Annotated in this window: 18 protein-coding genes; 17 read left to right on the plus strand and 1 reads right to left on the minus strand. The window is 45.6% G+C overall.

Annotation, left to right across the window (positions count from 1 at the left end):
• Positions 1–66 precede the first annotated feature (66 nt).
• The 17 genes from QNM16_RS23455 (at position 67) to QNM16_RS23535 (ending at position 14,742) form a co-directional block, all read left to right on the plus strand.
• Positions 67–501 (plus strand): hypothetical protein, encoded by a 435-nt coding sequence (locus QNM16_RS23455; RefSeq protein WP_284022666.1) that lies wholly within the window; start codon positions 67–69, stop codon positions 499–501.
• Positions 502–513: 12 nt separating this feature from the next.
• Positions 514–783 (plus strand): hypothetical protein, encoded by a 270-nt coding sequence (locus QNM16_RS23460; protein ID WP_284022667.1) that lies wholly within the window; start codon positions 514–516, stop codon positions 781–783.
• A 12-nt stretch (positions 784–795) separates the two neighbouring features.
• Positions 796–1,803, plus strand: coding sequence for a hypothetical protein (locus QNM16_RS23465; RefSeq protein ID WP_284022668.1), 1,008 nt, complete (start codon positions 796–798; stop codon positions 1,801–1,803).
• Between the two features lie 44 nt (positions 1,804–1,847).
• Entirely contained in the window at positions 1,848–2,051 is a 204-nt protein-coding gene (locus tag QNM16_RS23470) for a hypothetical protein (RefSeq protein ID WP_284022669.1), read from the plus strand.
• A 65-nt stretch (positions 2,052–2,116) separates the two neighbouring features.
• Positions 2,117–4,030: a hypothetical protein gene (locus tag QNM16_RS23475; RefSeq protein ID WP_284022670.1), complete on the plus strand. Its 1,914-nt coding sequence runs from the start codon at positions 2,117–2,119 to the stop codon at positions 4,028–4,030.
• 316 nt (positions 4,031–4,346) lie between these two features.
• Positions 4,347–6,236: a hypothetical protein gene (locus QNM16_RS23480; RefSeq protein ID WP_284022671.1), complete on the plus strand. Its 1,890-nt coding sequence runs from the start codon at positions 4,347–4,349 to the stop codon at positions 6,234–6,236.
• Positions 6,233–6,934: a hypothetical protein gene (locus QNM16_RS23485; protein ID WP_284022672.1), complete on the plus strand. Its 702-nt coding sequence runs from the start codon at positions 6,233–6,235 to the stop codon at positions 6,932–6,934. The genes QNM16_RS23480 and QNM16_RS23485 overlap by 4 nt, the downstream gene beginning before the upstream one ends.
• Before the next feature lie 28 nt (positions 6,935–6,962).
• Positions 6,963–8,762, plus strand: coding sequence for a hypothetical protein (locus tag QNM16_RS23490; protein WP_284022673.1), 1,800 nt, complete (start codon positions 6,963–6,965; stop codon positions 8,760–8,762).
• Between the two features lie 129 nt (positions 8,763–8,891).
• The gene (locus tag QNM16_RS23495; RefSeq protein ID WP_284022674.1) at positions 8,892–10,292 is read left to right on the plus strand and encodes a hypothetical protein; all 1,401 of its coding nucleotides are present in this window, start codon (positions 8,892–8,894) and stop codon (positions 10,290–10,292) included.
• A gap of 229 nt (positions 10,293–10,521) precedes the next feature.
• Complete coding sequence (locus QNM16_RS23500) at positions 10,522–11,043, plus strand: hypothetical protein (RefSeq protein WP_284022675.1); 522 nt, start codon at positions 10,522–10,524, stop codon at positions 11,041–11,043.
• 76 nt (positions 11,044–11,119) lie between these two features.
• Positions 11,120–11,605, plus strand: a complete 486-nt coding sequence (locus tag QNM16_RS23505; RefSeq protein ID WP_284022676.1) for a hypothetical protein — start codon at positions 11,120–11,122, stop codon at positions 11,603–11,605.
• 178 nt (positions 11,606–11,783) lie between these two features.
• Positions 11,784–12,041 (plus strand): hypothetical protein, encoded by a 258-nt coding sequence (locus QNM16_RS23510; protein ID WP_284022677.1) that lies wholly within the window; start codon positions 11,784–11,786, stop codon positions 12,039–12,041.
• Between the two features lie 101 nt (positions 12,042–12,142).
• A complete protein-coding gene (locus QNM16_RS23515; protein WP_284022678.1) occupies positions 12,143–12,775 on the plus strand; it encodes a hypothetical protein in 633 nt (210 codons plus the stop codon).
• 115 nt (positions 12,776–12,890) lie between these two features.
• Entirely contained in the window at positions 12,891–13,535 is a 645-nt protein-coding gene (locus QNM16_RS23520; protein ID WP_284022679.1) for a hypothetical protein, read from the plus strand.
• Positions 13,513–13,779 carry a hypothetical protein gene (locus QNM16_RS23525; protein ID WP_284022680.1) on the plus strand — a complete coding sequence of 89 codons (267 nt, stop codon included), beginning with the start codon at positions 13,513–13,515 and terminating at the stop codon, positions 13,777–13,779. Before QNM16_RS23520 ends, QNM16_RS23525 begins: the two co-directional genes overlap by 23 nt.
• A gap of 14 nt (positions 13,780–13,793) precedes the next feature.
• Entirely contained in the window at positions 13,794–14,342 is a 549-nt protein-coding gene (locus QNM16_RS23530) for a DUF4262 domain-containing protein (RefSeq protein WP_284022681.1), read from the plus strand.
• Between the two features lie 61 nt (positions 14,343–14,403).
• Positions 14,404–14,742, plus strand: coding sequence for a hypothetical protein (locus QNM16_RS23535; RefSeq protein WP_284022682.1), 339 nt, complete (start codon positions 14,404–14,406; stop codon positions 14,740–14,742).
• 246 nt (positions 14,743–14,988) lie between these two features.
• Here the strand turns inward: QNM16_RS23535 and QNM16_RS23540 are convergent, their stop codons facing one another.
• Positions 14,989–15,489, minus strand: coding sequence for a hypothetical protein (locus tag QNM16_RS23540; protein WP_284022683.1), 501 nt, complete (start codon positions 15,487–15,489; stop codon positions 14,989–14,991).
• Positions 15,490–15,515: the final 26 nt, after the last annotated feature.

Raw genomic sequence — 15,515 nt, forward strand, 5'->3', positions numbered from 1 at the left:
AACTGCACAATTAAGTTTAGTCACGGGCCACGATGTGGCCCGTTTTAGTAGTAGTGAGGTAGTAATATGACCGTCCCCAAAAACCAACTGGCTAAAGCTGCCGTACAAGCGTCAACCTCGTCAGTTGCCAATGGCAGTAAAACCATTCAAGCCTTGGTCGCCAAACGCTACGGCGTAGATGCCTCACTAGGCACTGTACTTGAGCAAGTAACACAAGAGCTTAAAGCATTATCCGAAGAGCCTGAAAAACTCAAAGAGGTTTTGGCGACACAATCTTTGGTATTGGATCAAGTGTTCCAGCTGTGTGTTGAAACCAGTTTACAGCAAACTAATCCCAAAGCTTTTAATGCCATTCTCAATGTTGGCTTGAGAGCCCAAAGCGCGTCAAGACAAACGTTAGAAACCTTGTCTCAAGTTAGCGAACAAGCACCGAAGACACTGCCCAATAAAGTGCATAGCCCGTCGGCTCACAGCACAATTGGTAATAAAAAGCAGGCCTAAAGTCGGGGGATTATGGGGTATTCAATCGTATCAAAAAAGCGTCAAGCGGCTGTTAATCAACATCAACCTTGGCGACAAAGCACAGGTGCTCGCACTGAGGAAGGCCGTCGCCTCAGTGCTCAAAATAGCACAGTGCACGGTCTTCGTAGTCAAGAGTTTTTAGCCATCAAAAAGGCCCTAGCACAAGCCGAAGCGCTTTTGGCTGAAGGGTTTTTAGAGCAAATTACAACACATACAAACAACGCTCATTCGGCCCCCGACGCCGAGGTAGCAGTAAAATAAAGAGAACGCCTTATGAGTGATGATAAACCCAGTTTAAAAGTTGTGATCAACAACGAGGTGGAAAACCCACAAGAAGAGCAAAGCCACGTTTATACAACGGTTGATTTACACGACCATAAATTCAGCGGTCACGCCCTGACGGATGCCGTCGACATCATAGATAAGGGCCGAGAAGAAGCTCTGCCTGCGAATGACTTAAAAGATTTGGGGATCAAGCTCTCTATTTTGGGGATGTCCGAGTCACATATTAAACGCATGGGACGACTTGATCGGGCCATGAATATGATTGAACAGCAACTGGCTACCCCAGATCGACTAGCCCAAATGACCACCAAAGAGTTAACTAATATGTACAAACTTTTGGGTACTTCACTCGAGGTGTCTCAAAAGTATGTGAAAGAATCTATGTGGACGGTCAATGTGGGAGAGCTGCAAGAACAGATCACGGACTTGGTATCTGGTGGCAATCATGCCGATGGCGATGAATCTGATCACAGCACCCGTGAGGTGGTTACCGACATCTTCCGCCGCGTTTCCACACTCGGACAACAGATCTCAACCAGTAAAGAAGTGGACATCCCACAAGTCAATCCCGTGCATTTACCTAATGACTTATTAGACGATGAAGGGCGCAAAGAAGCCGAGCGTCAGCGGGTCGCCTCTAATAACGCCATCATTGATGAAGCGCGTGCCGAATATCAAAAGGAACAGGCTCAGTTGCAGGCACCGCAAACTGCCAGTGAAGCCTCTGAATCTAGCGGCAATGGGTCACCCAGCGCAGGGCTTGATGCACAGCAATGGGATGAAGTCATGCACGATGAAATGGGGCAAAGTAGTGAGCTTGAACTCTCCGAGTTATTGCCAAAAAATCCAACTGATGACGATGTCCCCTGTATAGATGAAAAAGACATTGAGATGTTGAGTGACGTTGAATTATCAGCGCAAGAGCAAGCCATTTGGGGCGATGATAGCCTAGGCGGCAAAGATGACCCATTGGCTGATTTTGACATTGATTTATAGCGTATGAGCGGTGAGGTGTTAATCCAATTTGGAGCGTACTAACAATGGACCCAATCATAAAAGTCACCAAACGCGGTGAAGTAAAAAAATCATGCCCCAAAGGCTATAAACTGGTCAAAGGGAGTTGTGTCAAAATGACCAACAGTGAAATTCAGCGTCGCCGTGAAGGGGCACGTAAAGCAATGCGCAATAAAAAACCGCCCAAACCAAGGCGACCTGCGGGTATGCCCGAACCGAAAAAGAAATGAGACTGTACCGTCGGCAGTCGGCGGTACTTTTGCCTAATCGCGGCAAATGTGAGGAATGAGACAACGTGCTACAAACGAATAAGCTAGACCCTGTTATAGACAGACAGCGAGAACAATTAGCCCGACAACTTGTCGATGGTTTTGGCTATAAGCAAGCGATGAATGCTCTGGCGCAAATGTCAGGATATGAGTCGACGCCGCCGACCATTTTAGAGTTTATTTTTAACAACGATTATATGGGCGACGTATTGGGTGAAAACTTATTCCCAGTATGGCGTGCCGCACTTGAAGAGATTTACGCGAATCCATTTTACTCACCGTATCGTGAAATTATGATCACCGGTGCCATTGGTCTGGGTAAATCGACCTTTTCATTAGCAGGTAATATGTACGATGCTTGCCGCATGTTGCATTTGAAAAACCCGCATAAGACCTTTGGTATTTTAAAGACCGATCCGATTGTGTTTGCCATGGTGTCGGCGACCAAAGATCTGGCCGAAAAAAACCTTTTATCGCAGTGGAAAGAGCTGGCGGAAGCCTCGCCATTTTTCCTATCGCAAATGGAAAAAGCCAAAGACAAAGGCATTATGTTTCCAAAGAAAATCACTGCCATTTCAGCCTCACGCAAAAATGACTTACTGGGTAAAGCGGTAGCCGGCGCGCTCCTCTCCGAACTTAATGACCAAAAGGCCATTAAAGGACAAGCTGAGGACAACTACAACGGTGTACTAAGTCGACAAGACTCACGCTTTGGTACGGCCTTTTCAAAAACGGGTTCTTGGGCTGGACGAATTTGGCTCGATTCATCACGCAAAGATTCCAACTCATTTTTAGATGTGCAAATTGACAAAGGGCGTGGTCGTCGTGATGTCAGAGTGTTTGATTACGCCCAGTGGGAAGTCCACGCATTTCGCGGGCGTTATTCTGGTGAAACCTTCAAAGTGTTTATCGGCTCATCGACCCGCGACCCCTTTATTTTAACTAACGCCAAGCAAATTGTGGGACTGGATGATACTTTGATCATCGATGTACCAGTTGAATTAAAACAGAATTTCGAGTCAGACATCTATAAATCACTGCAAGACTTAGCGGGTAAAGGCACCTGGTCTGCACACAAGTTTATCCCTTCTACCGAGCGGATCGGTCAGGCAATGACCCAAGCCAACCCAGTGCGCAGAGAAATCATTCAGCTGGACTTTTACGAGTCACATGACCAATTGATCAACTATCTAGACCAGTCGGCGTTAAAGCTCAAAGTACGCGAGCCGAGATACATTCATATCGACGTTGGTCTAACCAAGGATAAACTGGGTATCGCCAGCTGTTATGTGGCGGGCTATGTCACACGTAAGCACACGAATGTGTTAGACGGCTCAGTACAAGAAACCAGAGAGCCGGTTTATATGTTTGACTGGCTAGTCTGTGTTGAGGCCAAAGCAGGACAAGAAATCCCATTTTACAAAATCAAAGAGTTTTTATTTTTGCTGCGCAATCAATTTAGCTACCCAATTGCGAAGGTCAGCGCCGATGGTTATCAATCCCGTAACCTTAGACAGGATTTAGAGCTTGCCGGATTCGAGGCAACCATAGAGTCTGTAGATAGGCTGCGCGATCCCTACGACAGTTTTAAAATGGCTTTGTTAGCGGGGCGACTTAATTTGCCTAAGCATTCACTGCTAGAAACAGAACTAAAAAACATCATGGATTTGGGACACAAAATTGACCACCCTATGGAGAACCCTGATGGCTCTCGGGGCTCTAAAGACTTGGCCGATGCCTGTTGCGGTGCGGCGTGGAATGCCTATCAGGCGATGGCACAAGAAGGCGGGGTCACCGGTCGAGATATCTTAGGCATGTTAGGCGACACCAGCACGGTTGATAATGAGTCAACCTATGCGTCGTTTTTAGACAACCGTGACGATCGATTTATGGATGACTTCACCGGCTTACTGTCTCATCAGCCCGGTGATATGTGGTAAGCAATGAGCCCAGCTCAATAATCCACTGCGGCGCAGCCAAACGCCGCAGTACCAAACTCCCCTCTCTGTAAAGATATTAAAAAGTATTGTCATAACATACGCTTAGCAAGCATAAAATATACGACACCATCTTGTTGTACAACGAAAGTGCTGTTAGACTCTGTGTCTGTAAAGCTGTGCCCTTTGGGGTACAGGTTATTACAACGATTGAGACGCTGAATGAGACAGTCAGCCTAAACACTTGTTAGGAGACACCCCAGTATGATGACGCTGTTAAGTGTAACTGTACTTCGGGATTTATATATCGGAGGCCGAGATGTCTGAGCTATATAATTCCAAAAATGTACCTACGTTCGACTCGTTAAATGAAGATAACGTATTTAGGACCACCAACGATCACGCCGGTGAGCTGGTAAATCAGCACCTGAACCGATTTCGTGATGCTGTAAAAGATCAAATGGTCGACCGCGAGATGTCCCGCTCTGAGCTCACAGGCTCGGCAGCGATGGCCATGGTATCTGCGTTTACCAAAGCCTCGGATACCAAACGCGCTTACTCGCAGTCACTCAAGCATGTGCAAAAATATTATTTAGTCGATGCCCTGCTTAACCTAGTCGCCGATGAAACCTTGGTTGCTGATATCATGACCGGTGAAATTGTGCACCTGCAAAGTCCGCGCAAAGAGGTGGATGATGAGCTTAAACTGCTGCAAAGACGCTTAAACTTAGACCAAATCTTTGAAGATATAACCTTAGATTTACTCAGCTATGGCGATTACACCTTGTCGATGGACCTTGACCCAGAAGAAGGTGTTGTGGCCATCAGCGACGATGTACAACAAGAAAACATTGTTGCCTTGTATCGCCATGGCTTACCGGAAAAATACTTGGTGCGCGAAACTAACCGCATCTTGATAAAGCCGGCCAGCACCCATCTGCATTTTGCTTTGGGACGCAGTAAACTGCGCATTGATTTAGGTGAAGAGTTTGGCGTTAAAGACAAAGATCTCGAAGCACTGAAAAAGAAACTACCAAGTTATATACGTGTTGGCCGTCCATTACTGCACGGCGTTCAATCTAAACTCAAAGAATTACAGCTGTTGGAATCACTGGTCCCAGCCAGCAAATTGCATCAGCTCAGCACAGGCTCCATTGTTGGCGTATCGGTGCCACCGCAAACTGAACCCAAAGAAGCCTTTGCCATTTCTCGACGTTATGAGCAGCTACTCAACAATAAAACGTCATTAGATAAGCGCTCGGGTGATTTATCCGATGTCGGCTCGATTTTATCCACGGCCGGTCGTACCAAGTGTGTGCCAGTACTGGGAGACAAAGGCAATCTGCAAACGGTCGATGTCAAAGAAAACCGTACCGCAGATGACATGCTCAGCAATATTCGCGATAACCGAGCAACCATTTGTGCCACGATTGGCGTACCGCCAGAGCTGTTATTTGGCAGTGAATCGTCCGAGTCCAAAGGCGAATTTTTAAAGCGTCACGCCCGTTACCTGCGCAAGATTAAGTCCATCCAAGCAGCATTGGCCAACGGCGCAAAGCAATTGGCAATGGCGCATTTACTGACAAAAGGCATACAAGTATTGCCGCAAGATATTCACGTTGTATTTCGTAATGAAGTGGTCAACATTGATGAGTTAGATAAGCTTGAATTTGCCGATCAGGTCAACTCTATGGTCTCCGATCTGTGGATGTTTATGACCGAACTCAACGACAGCGAACAGTTTAACGGCCGCATTGATTTTGAAGCCCTCTCAGATTGGATGCGCCGCCAAATGGCGTTGTTCGGTAGTAACCGATCATTTATCTTGCCATTGCAAGAATCTCTCAATGAGCAGACACAAGATAAAGCACAGACCCAAAATGCAAAGCAGACGTCTTCTGCTTCTGACGCCACTGAGTCTGATATTCCCAAGGATGCGATTTTAGATGAAGCGATCAAACTATTAGCCAGCAAGCTTCAAGAAGTGGCCGCCGATGTTGGCGATGAGATCAATTATGAAGAAGTGAAGGTTAATAAAGAGCACAGCGAAGCTGCGAAAACCAACAACAACAGTACACAGTCAGAGCACGCCACCGTAGTAGATGAGACTGGGACGCTCAACGAAGTGGCACAGACACCCGCCTCAGCACAGGCACAGGCACAGGCACAGGCACAGCAAGATAATCAAGATGAGGAAATACAACCATGATGCGTTTAACAGAAGAAGCGGATCGCATAAGCTTTTTAAGTGAACTAGGCTATGCGCTAGATACGGACATGACATCCATCCCAGAAACGGAAATCCATGAATTTGTTAAGCGTCGTTCAGGACTCATCCGCGGCGCAAAAAAAGCGGCATTGTCAAAAAAAGCCAAGCGCAACTGGCGACACAATCGCAAAGCGTTTATGAAAGGAATTAAGAAGTTTCATAGCTCAACCAGTGGTAAGCGACTACATAGGCAAATGGGCCGCTTTTTAGCATTTCGTATTACCAGCAGTGGTACAAAGTCTTCTAAAATGCTCAGAGAAACCTTGCTTAAAGCGGTGTCTAGCATGCGTACCCACTTGTATATTGAAAATGAAACTTACCAATCAATTCAAGAGCAGCGCGATTTGGGGATCATGATGGACTATGTGGTCCCTGCATTATTAGAAATCGAGCAGCGTTGGTGGCAGCAAAGCGATGGCGAATTGCTTGTGGAAGCGCACTCTGTATCACTTTCAGACGATGAATTTGAGATGCTCATGTGCTTAACACACCCAAATGCGATCAATTCCGCTTTTTTTGAGGTTGGACACTCAGAAAATTACATAAATGTTGTACAAAGCACACTGCAACATTGTACAATGAGTGAAAATGAGTTAAGTTTTCTACAAGCGTTTAAAGAACGCTTGAACAACTCTTAAATTTTTTATTGAACTAATGAGGTAACGCATGTCACAACGAGATCTCTTCGTTGATGCGTTTGAACTGCCTGAAACAAAGTACGAGATCCACGAAGCGCTAGAAGCTAGCGTTTCTGACGACTCGCCAAACGCAGGTGTAGTTGACGGTGAGAATATTCTAGCCCGCGTGGTTGGACCTTTCTTCCTCGTTGACGGGAAATCCCGCAACGGCCGCTATTACACGCGTGAACTATGGGAAAAGGCAATCGAACGTAACAGTGAGCAAATGGCGAACGGCACTATGCTTGGGACCATTGGCCACTCCCAGAAGCTGGACGATGAAGCACTTCTTCAAGGTTTGGCAAGCCACCGCGTGGCTCGTCTGTGGATCGATGATGATCAAGGCGTAGGCATGGGAGAAATCCTTGTCCTTAACACTCCATCTGGACGAGCATTAAACGCTTACCTTCGAGGCGGGGTACAGTTTCCTGTATCTAGCCGAGGCTATGGCGGTTTCCGCAACGAGAAACGTGACAATGCACCGGTAATCGATGAAAACAGTTTCGAATTAGAAACGTTTGATTTTGTTCGCGTGCAAGGCGTGCCTATTGCCATTCCAAAACTAGTCGAAAGTTTAGATAAGGAGGCTACTAAGATCCACACTTCACTGCTCGGTGAAGCCACAGATCCACAAGTAGTCACCGCTGACCCATCAACACCTTCTGAGGAAAGAGAAATGAGCGCAAATAATACTGCGGCTACTATCTCAGCGCTTGCGCGTCAGAAAGCACAAGTTGAAACTGACTTAACTGCTTCTTACGCCGAGAATGAAGAGCTACGCAGCACAAACGAAAAGTTAACTAACACTGTTTCTGAACTAGAAGCGCAAGTAACAGACGTTAACGCAACAAACGAAGAACTTGCTAAGTACCAAGCACTTGGCACTGTTGAAGCCATTGCAGAGGTTTTTGACCGCTACAATGTGTTAAAAGCAGAGCACGCTGAGTTGGTTGAAAAGGCAAGTACTTTAGAAGCTGTACAAGCAGAATTAGCTGCTTACAAAGCACTAGGTACGGTAGAAGCGATTGAAGGCGCACTATCAGTTGCTGAGAAGTTCTTAGACGACAACGAAGCATCAATTGATGAAGCGTTAAGCGTAACTGAGCAATACGCACAGTTAGGCACTGTAGAAGAAATCAACGCAGCACTTGACCTATTAGAAGCTTATCAAGCTGTCGCGACACCAGCTGAACTTGAGGAAGCAACTGAGCTACTAGCACAATACATTGAGCTAGGCACAGTTTCTCAAATTGAAGAGCTGATCGAGCGTGCTGAGCAGATGGCTGAGTCTATCCGTCAGCAACAGTTTGACGCACAAGTTGCAGAATTAGCGTCTGAAACAAATGCACCGACTGATATCGTAGCAGAAATGCTTGAGTCATTTGGTGAAGAGCAAGCACGTGACATGTTAGTTCGCCTAGCAAGCCACGCAGCAGCTGAGCAGCGCGAAGAAGACGTTGTTGAAGTTGAAGCGCCAGCTCAAGAAGAAGAAGCAGTGGAAGAGCAACCAGAGCAAGAAGCTGATGACGTTGAAACGCATGATGCAGACGAAAATGATGCAGATGACGAAGACGACCAAGATACGGATGAAGATGAAGACGAGAAAGAAGACGAAGTAATTGCTGAGTCTGCGCCTAGACGCTCTCGTGCAGGTTCTCTTACTGAGACCCTAATGAATCAATTCAGCCCAGTATCAGTTGAAACGCTTGAGTTGTCTGAAGAAGACATCAGTGCTGAAGACAACAGTATCAATATGACTGTTGGTAGCTTATTCGAGAGCTGTAACTAATACTCGAAACCAAATGATGTGCAGTTGTCATGTTGGCAGCTGCAAAGTGACAAATAAAAACACCACAAAGTTGTAATACACAGACATATTTTTACAACGGTGTGATTGAGACAAATGAGGATAACTACCATGTCTTTAAATGAAAACGCAATTGGCGCACGTATTGACCGCGGTGCAGAACAGTATTTCGACAAGTACAAGCCATTCATGGAAGCGCTTGAAAAGAAATCACTACTATCACAAGTACGTTCAATCACGTCTAACGACGTTTATGCGCTTGGTAAGCAGTTAGAAAACTTCGAAATCTACAAAGATCTTTGTGAAGAAGATGGCACTATCGGTCAACTAGGTAAATTACCTGACGTTGCACTAGAAGTGCTTACAGTTGCTTACGGTACATCTCCACTTTCTGCGATTGCTTCAATTCAGCCAATCGACGAAGAGCAAAGCACAATCTACTACAAGAACATCGTTGCTGCGACAACAAAAGGTTCAGTAACAGCTGGTGACGTTCTAAGCGGCCCAATGGGCGGTGACAACTTCGCAGCTGACGGTTATGCGTCTTCTGCAATTGTTGGTGAAGGCCACAATGAAACAGCAAAAGACACAACTGAGTACAACTTCACACTAACGTGTGCACCAGTTCGTGCGGGCTCTGCGCGCATTGAAATTGAATCTCTAGGTCTAGTTGCAACTGACAATGGTTCAGGCCAGCTTATCGGTTTCGATATTCAAGGTACTATCGATTACAACCTAGGTGTTGTGAAAATCGTACTTAAGAACACGCCAGACGAAGGTCACGCGATCACAGCTTCGTACCAAACTGATTATGAGTCTGCGGAAGACATTCCTAAGATCCTAATGAAGTTTACTTCTAAGACTGTAACAGCACGTCTATGGGCACTTAAAGATACTATCGGTATGCAGCAGTCTTACGCACTACGTCGTCGTTTCGGCATGGTTGCAGAGGACGAAGTAGCACAAGACCTAGTTGCAGCTATCAACTCTGAGCAGATGAATGCAGCAACACGTATGCTACTTGCTAAAGCGCAAGGTGTAACAACATTCCAAAAAGCAGCACCTTCTGGTATTTCTTACGCTGAGCACAAGCAAGGCTTCAAAGATGCACTAGCACAAGCTGAAGCAGTGATCTTAGGTAACGCTGGTCGCGGTACAATCTCTGCACTAGTTGCAGGTCGTAACGTATGTGCACTAATCGGCACATTACCTGGCTTCAACAAGCTATCTGACGGCGCGGCTATCGGTCCACACATCTTCGGTACTTTAGACGGTATCCTAGTTATCCGTGTTCCTAACCAGCACGTTATGGACCCAGATGAAGCAGTTGCACTTTACAAAGGTAAGTCAAACTTCGAAAGCGCACTAGTATCAGCACCATACATGCCACTAGTCGTAACAAGTGCACTACCTCATGGTTCTAACCCACTAATGAACCAAAAAGCTGCGGCTGTTTGGGGTGCAATTGACGTACTAGTACCAAACTTCATCACTAAGATTAAACTAGTGTAATGAAGTTAGGGAACTAACTTATTAAAAGGCAGCTTAGGCTGCCTTTTTTATTGCCCGTAATATTGCCTAGTGCTCAGTAAAAGTGCCTAAATTCAACCGTGCTGATAACCCATCCATCGCATATACCTTGTTGCATTCATTGCATATTTTAATTATCTTAGCTGCTTAATTAACGCGCTTAAATACTCTGCATCACACTCACTGCGGCGCAAGCAAAAGGAATAAATCGATGAAAGACATCATAGACATTAAAGATGACGAGATGGTTGTTTGGCAAACCCCAAAAACGGCCACGGGGGAGAATCATCCTAGAGAATACCCGATGGCGACTGGGATTATTATAAAAACAGACTCAGAAGATGATGCAGCACTGTTTTCTTATCACAACTTTAAAACTTTACTTGATGGCGACTGGGTAATGCTTCTTGTATATAGTGAAGATGCAACCGAGCATGCGGAGCTAAAATTGTTTCATTTTGACCAGTTTACTCTCGTCGAAGAAGACGAACAGAATTACTACAGCACCTATTTTGAAAATGGTCAGGTTAAAGTCGCCGCCGTTGGCAAGCCAAACCATGCATCAGAACAAGCCCTGCGCGTGTTTGCTACCATCATGCACTATAACTATGATTTTATCGCGCGCTTCACACTGGGCGATGTGAGCAAACTATTCCTTGCTGATGAAGACATCAGTGAGATTTTCTATCACAGTGTCAAAGGCCAACCATTGGTTGAGCATAATATTATCTGATCGGAAACATCATGGCTGACGCTCTTTCAATATCATTGTACAATATAATATATTTGTACTATGAAAGGACAATGCTATGCATTTTGAGACGCGCATTAGTAAGTTATTGAACAAATTAGATACAAGCGACCTATTTGAGCTGTTTGCCATTCACGAAATGGCAAGTTTCAGCAGTAACGCAAAATCAGACAGAGAGCTGTTTTCGTTTGCCGGCCTTGGTAAAGAGCTCAAAGGGGACTGGTCAATCAATGTCTGGCATTCGGGCAGTGCCAAAAAGGTCAGACTAAAACTAATGAAAATGGACCAGATCTCCAGTAGGAGTAAGTCAGGGTCTTATTACACAGCCTATATGGATGGCGGCCAAGTACACATTGAAAAAATAGGTCGTCCTGATAAGGTGTCAAGAAAAGCCCTCAAGGCCCTTGCCGCTATTTTTTATTATAATCAAGACTTGTTATCAGACTTTGCAAAAGGCACTACAAACCTCAGACGAAAAGAACTAAGCGCCGCGCTATATAAAGGCGTCAAGGGCAAGTCAGTTAAAAGCTATAAATCGGTTTAATTCCCCCAAAAAGCCAGTGTTTACTGGCTTTTTGCTGTCACGACCTCTCACCTACTCCCAGCCTGTGATTAAAATTAAAACTATTGACCCACAGCATCCTAACCAGTAAGTTAAATATGTTTAAAAAAGAGACACATCATAACTTTGCATTGACCTGTAACCCTGAGACGGAGAGACCATGTATACACGCACACATCACGATACACTTGAAAGTACCACATACTATACGCTCATGAGACAACTGGGTGTCAGTCATGTCACCCTCAGCAATGGGCTTGGGGCCTATCATATCGATGAAACCGCAGTACAACAGATAATTGATGCCATCGGCACGCAATTAGGCCACAAGCCTTATCAGGTAGCTTTAGGGGGCCATACTTTGCAAAGTTTCGATGATTTACTCACGATCGCACGTGCCGCCGCAAATGCAACTTAACTTCCCTGCACTTTGCCTTGGTTGCGAGCCAAACATATGGCGTTGTACAATAGTTGTAATTGCGCAGCGCATACTTGTATAAACTAGCTTGAGGTAAAACCATGTCAAATACACATTGGGACAGTGCGACCGCGCTTATTGAGCGCATCGCTCGACTTGATGCCAGACCAGAACTTAAGGTCATTTTAAAGCGTCATTCACATCGCGTAGAATATGCTTTTTACGTTAGAACGGCCACAGGCGAGACAGAGCCGGTGATCAAAGTCGGCGAAAAATGGTATTACGCCAACATTGTGGGCGATGAAGAGGTGCCCGCGGAGCGCGTGAGAAAACAAGGCATGGTAAAACAGCTATCATTCGACTCAGAAGTGATTGATGAGTCCCTTTGGCCAGACTTAACTACCCGCTGGCACGACTTACTCAGCGATGCGCATGAACTGGCAACGACCCGAGCTGACTTACTTATTGTTGACGGATTAAAAGTAAGTGGGTCTTTACTTACACCTTTTTGGCAAGGGCGAGAAGAGCATGAAGCAGGGGCCATCCCGTACACTGTGTACGAAGCACAAAACACATATGAAAAATACCTCGATGAAGTCAACAAGCCGACCACTTTGCATCAAGAGTATGTGGTGCTCGTTCCTTATTTAGATGCGCTGATCGATGAATTAGAAGCACGTTTACGAGATCAAGCACAGGCCACGGATGCGTTAACCCATGCTGAGGAAATATAACGAGTCGCCTTAATCATGGTTGTACAATCAATTAAAATATAAAGTATTGCGCAGCACCAACTTGTGCGCTACCATCAGAGCCTAATTGAACTTAGATAACGTGTTAGGCATAAATATGAATGTCATATTGTCTGCTGAGCAGTATGCAAGACGGCAGAAACAAAAGCGGTTTATACGTCGTATTAAGCTTCCTTTGGTCGCCACTTTCCTGATCGGCGCATTAAGCTTTACATCGGAAGCTGCGTACCGCTGTGATGAACTGCATCAATTGGATGCATCGCAATTACACACCTTGCTCAATGCATTTCACCTCGGCTTAGATCATGGCTATGGATATTCTTTGGCGGCCATTGCGTGGAAAGAGTCATTAGCGGGTAAAGTGAAAGTAAACTATTCAGATCCCTCTTTTGGGGTGTTTCATGCGCACCTAACTTATGCCGCACGCCGCGAAGGTGTCACCAGTAATTTTAACAAGAACATCTTAGCGCAGCGCCTGATGGATGATATTCAGTTTGCAGCATCTCATGCCATTATGGAGCTAGACTATTGGAAGTCTGTGCATGGTGACAATAATTGGCGTAAGATTTGGGCCAGCTATAACGCAGGCCATAACTGGGAAGCCGTACCACATTACGCCGCTGATATCGCCTATAAAATCCGCGTACTGCAAACCTGCTTCATTCCAAAAATGATGCTAAACCTCAGTAAGCAAAATTCCCCATCTCATCGCAGCAAATATGTCTTTTTGCAAAGCAATTAATGTGATAGCCGTGCCCTCAGCCACTCGACCAGAACATGGGCGCAGGATACAAGTGCTGACCTTGGATGGCCGCATACTGCAACACAAACGTACTTTTTTAAAAGACAGCCAAACGCTTAACACGCTGCTCGATAAAGTAAAAACCAAACTGCGCACACAGTCCACGCAAAGTCTAGACCCTCACTGGTGGACCGATGTGACGGAGTTAACCACTAAGCGCTATCGCGCCATACATCAAATTTAGATTGAACGGAGAGAATGATGATTGAGATAAGCCATAATTTAACAGATACCACAGATCCCACCCATGAAGAGATCCTCAGTAAAGAAGAACTGATCCGCCGTACAGAACAAATGCGCGCCTCATTTACCACCTTGATTGATAAACATGGCTTTGCTGTGATGGGCGTAACGGAGGCATCTGCGTATACCATAGGGCTGGCGAAAAAAAGCTTACCTGATTTAGTCGTGACCTTGCCGATCCCGCACAATGCGTCGGCAGAAATTATGAAAGCAGTGTGGACAAAGTGGACCAATCACGGTTACGCATTAACCCCGCTCACCGTTGAGTTTGGAGAGCTATCACTTAATCTACAATTGCGACCATTGGCACGCTCTAAAGCCCTTCTTGAACAACTAGTGGTGCAGGCAGAACTCTTTTATGAAGCATACCCTGCGTATCACAACAACCGTGCGCCGCTCCCTGATTACGTGCAAATTGTTCTGCCAGATCAAGATGGCAACTTTCCCACAGAGGCACAATACAATAGCGAAGAGTTTCCACAAGTCGTTTACGACCTAGCTTAATTGTCATGAGCAGTCCTTGGCCAAGCAGTTGCACAAGGACTCCCCACAAGAGGGTAAAATAATGATTTATAATAATACCTTAGCAAGCAACGAGCACTTCGTCATGATAGCGGTTGTACCGCAAGGGGCGAGTCCAAAGTCGCTATCTATAGAGCAACAAAAAGCACGCTGGCAAGCAGTTGAATCAACTGCCGACTTTATTCGAGATAAAGTGTTTGAAGACAAGCCATTGATGGCCAGTACCCACATTGAGCGTGAAATCAAACCGCGGCAATATGGCATCTTACTGACCATTAATGGAGATGAAAAAAAGCTCACAACACTACTTAAAGAGGCTGCGAGAATAGCTAAACACAGTGGTATCAATATCGTATCGAACCTGTTAACCCCTGACACTTAGAACAAACAAGCCAGCAAACGCTGGCTTTTTTGCGCTCAAAAAGAAGTCATCGCGACGAGCACGCCGCTCCCTTTCTTCTGAGTTGATATCCCCATTTTAAAAATCGCCAAAAATAAATCAGCGGTGCGCAAAGTGCTGCAAGACTGGCAAAGGCGTGTGCGTCACGCGACTTGCCTTCCTCAACGATATACAAAGCAATGCAGGCAACCCACAGCGTAAATATGATATATTGGACTATCAACAACATTAGCCAGCCTCTGCAATCGGATCAGCTTGTGCAGACTCAAGCGCTTCTTCATCATACTTTTCCGCATGATACTGTTCCCAGCTGCGCACTAAGCCACGCATATGGTCCCAATGCATTGCATAAAGCTTTTTACGAGTCGATAGGTTCGCGGTTGGCAAGTGGATAGGCTTACCATCCAAATCGGTAATACTGCCATGACCCAGTGGCTCAACTTCAAAATGCCCTTTTAAACTCAGAGAATCCGTCGTGATAAGTACCACCAGTGCCTGTCTGCCCAAAGGGATGGAAGGATCATACTGGTTAAACCATGCGCTCAACATCATGTGCTCCATCATTTTGACCTTGCGACTAAAGCACAGGGTATCTTCTAACTTCACCTGTGTGATCTTACGTACACCCGCAGGGTATCGGCCATCTGCAAAGGCAATCACTTCCAGCTCTTTCTTTTTGCTTGTCCGTGTTACTACACCAAGCATTTCTACTTTGTTTTCTAGACTCATAATGTCCTACTTTTCTCGGTCTCATA

This window comes from Pseudoalteromonas umbrosa (assembly GCF_030125375.1).
GTDB classification, from domain to species: domain Bacteria; phylum Pseudomonadota; class Gammaproteobacteria; order Enterobacterales; family Alteromonadaceae; genus Pseudoalteromonas; species Pseudoalteromonas umbrosa.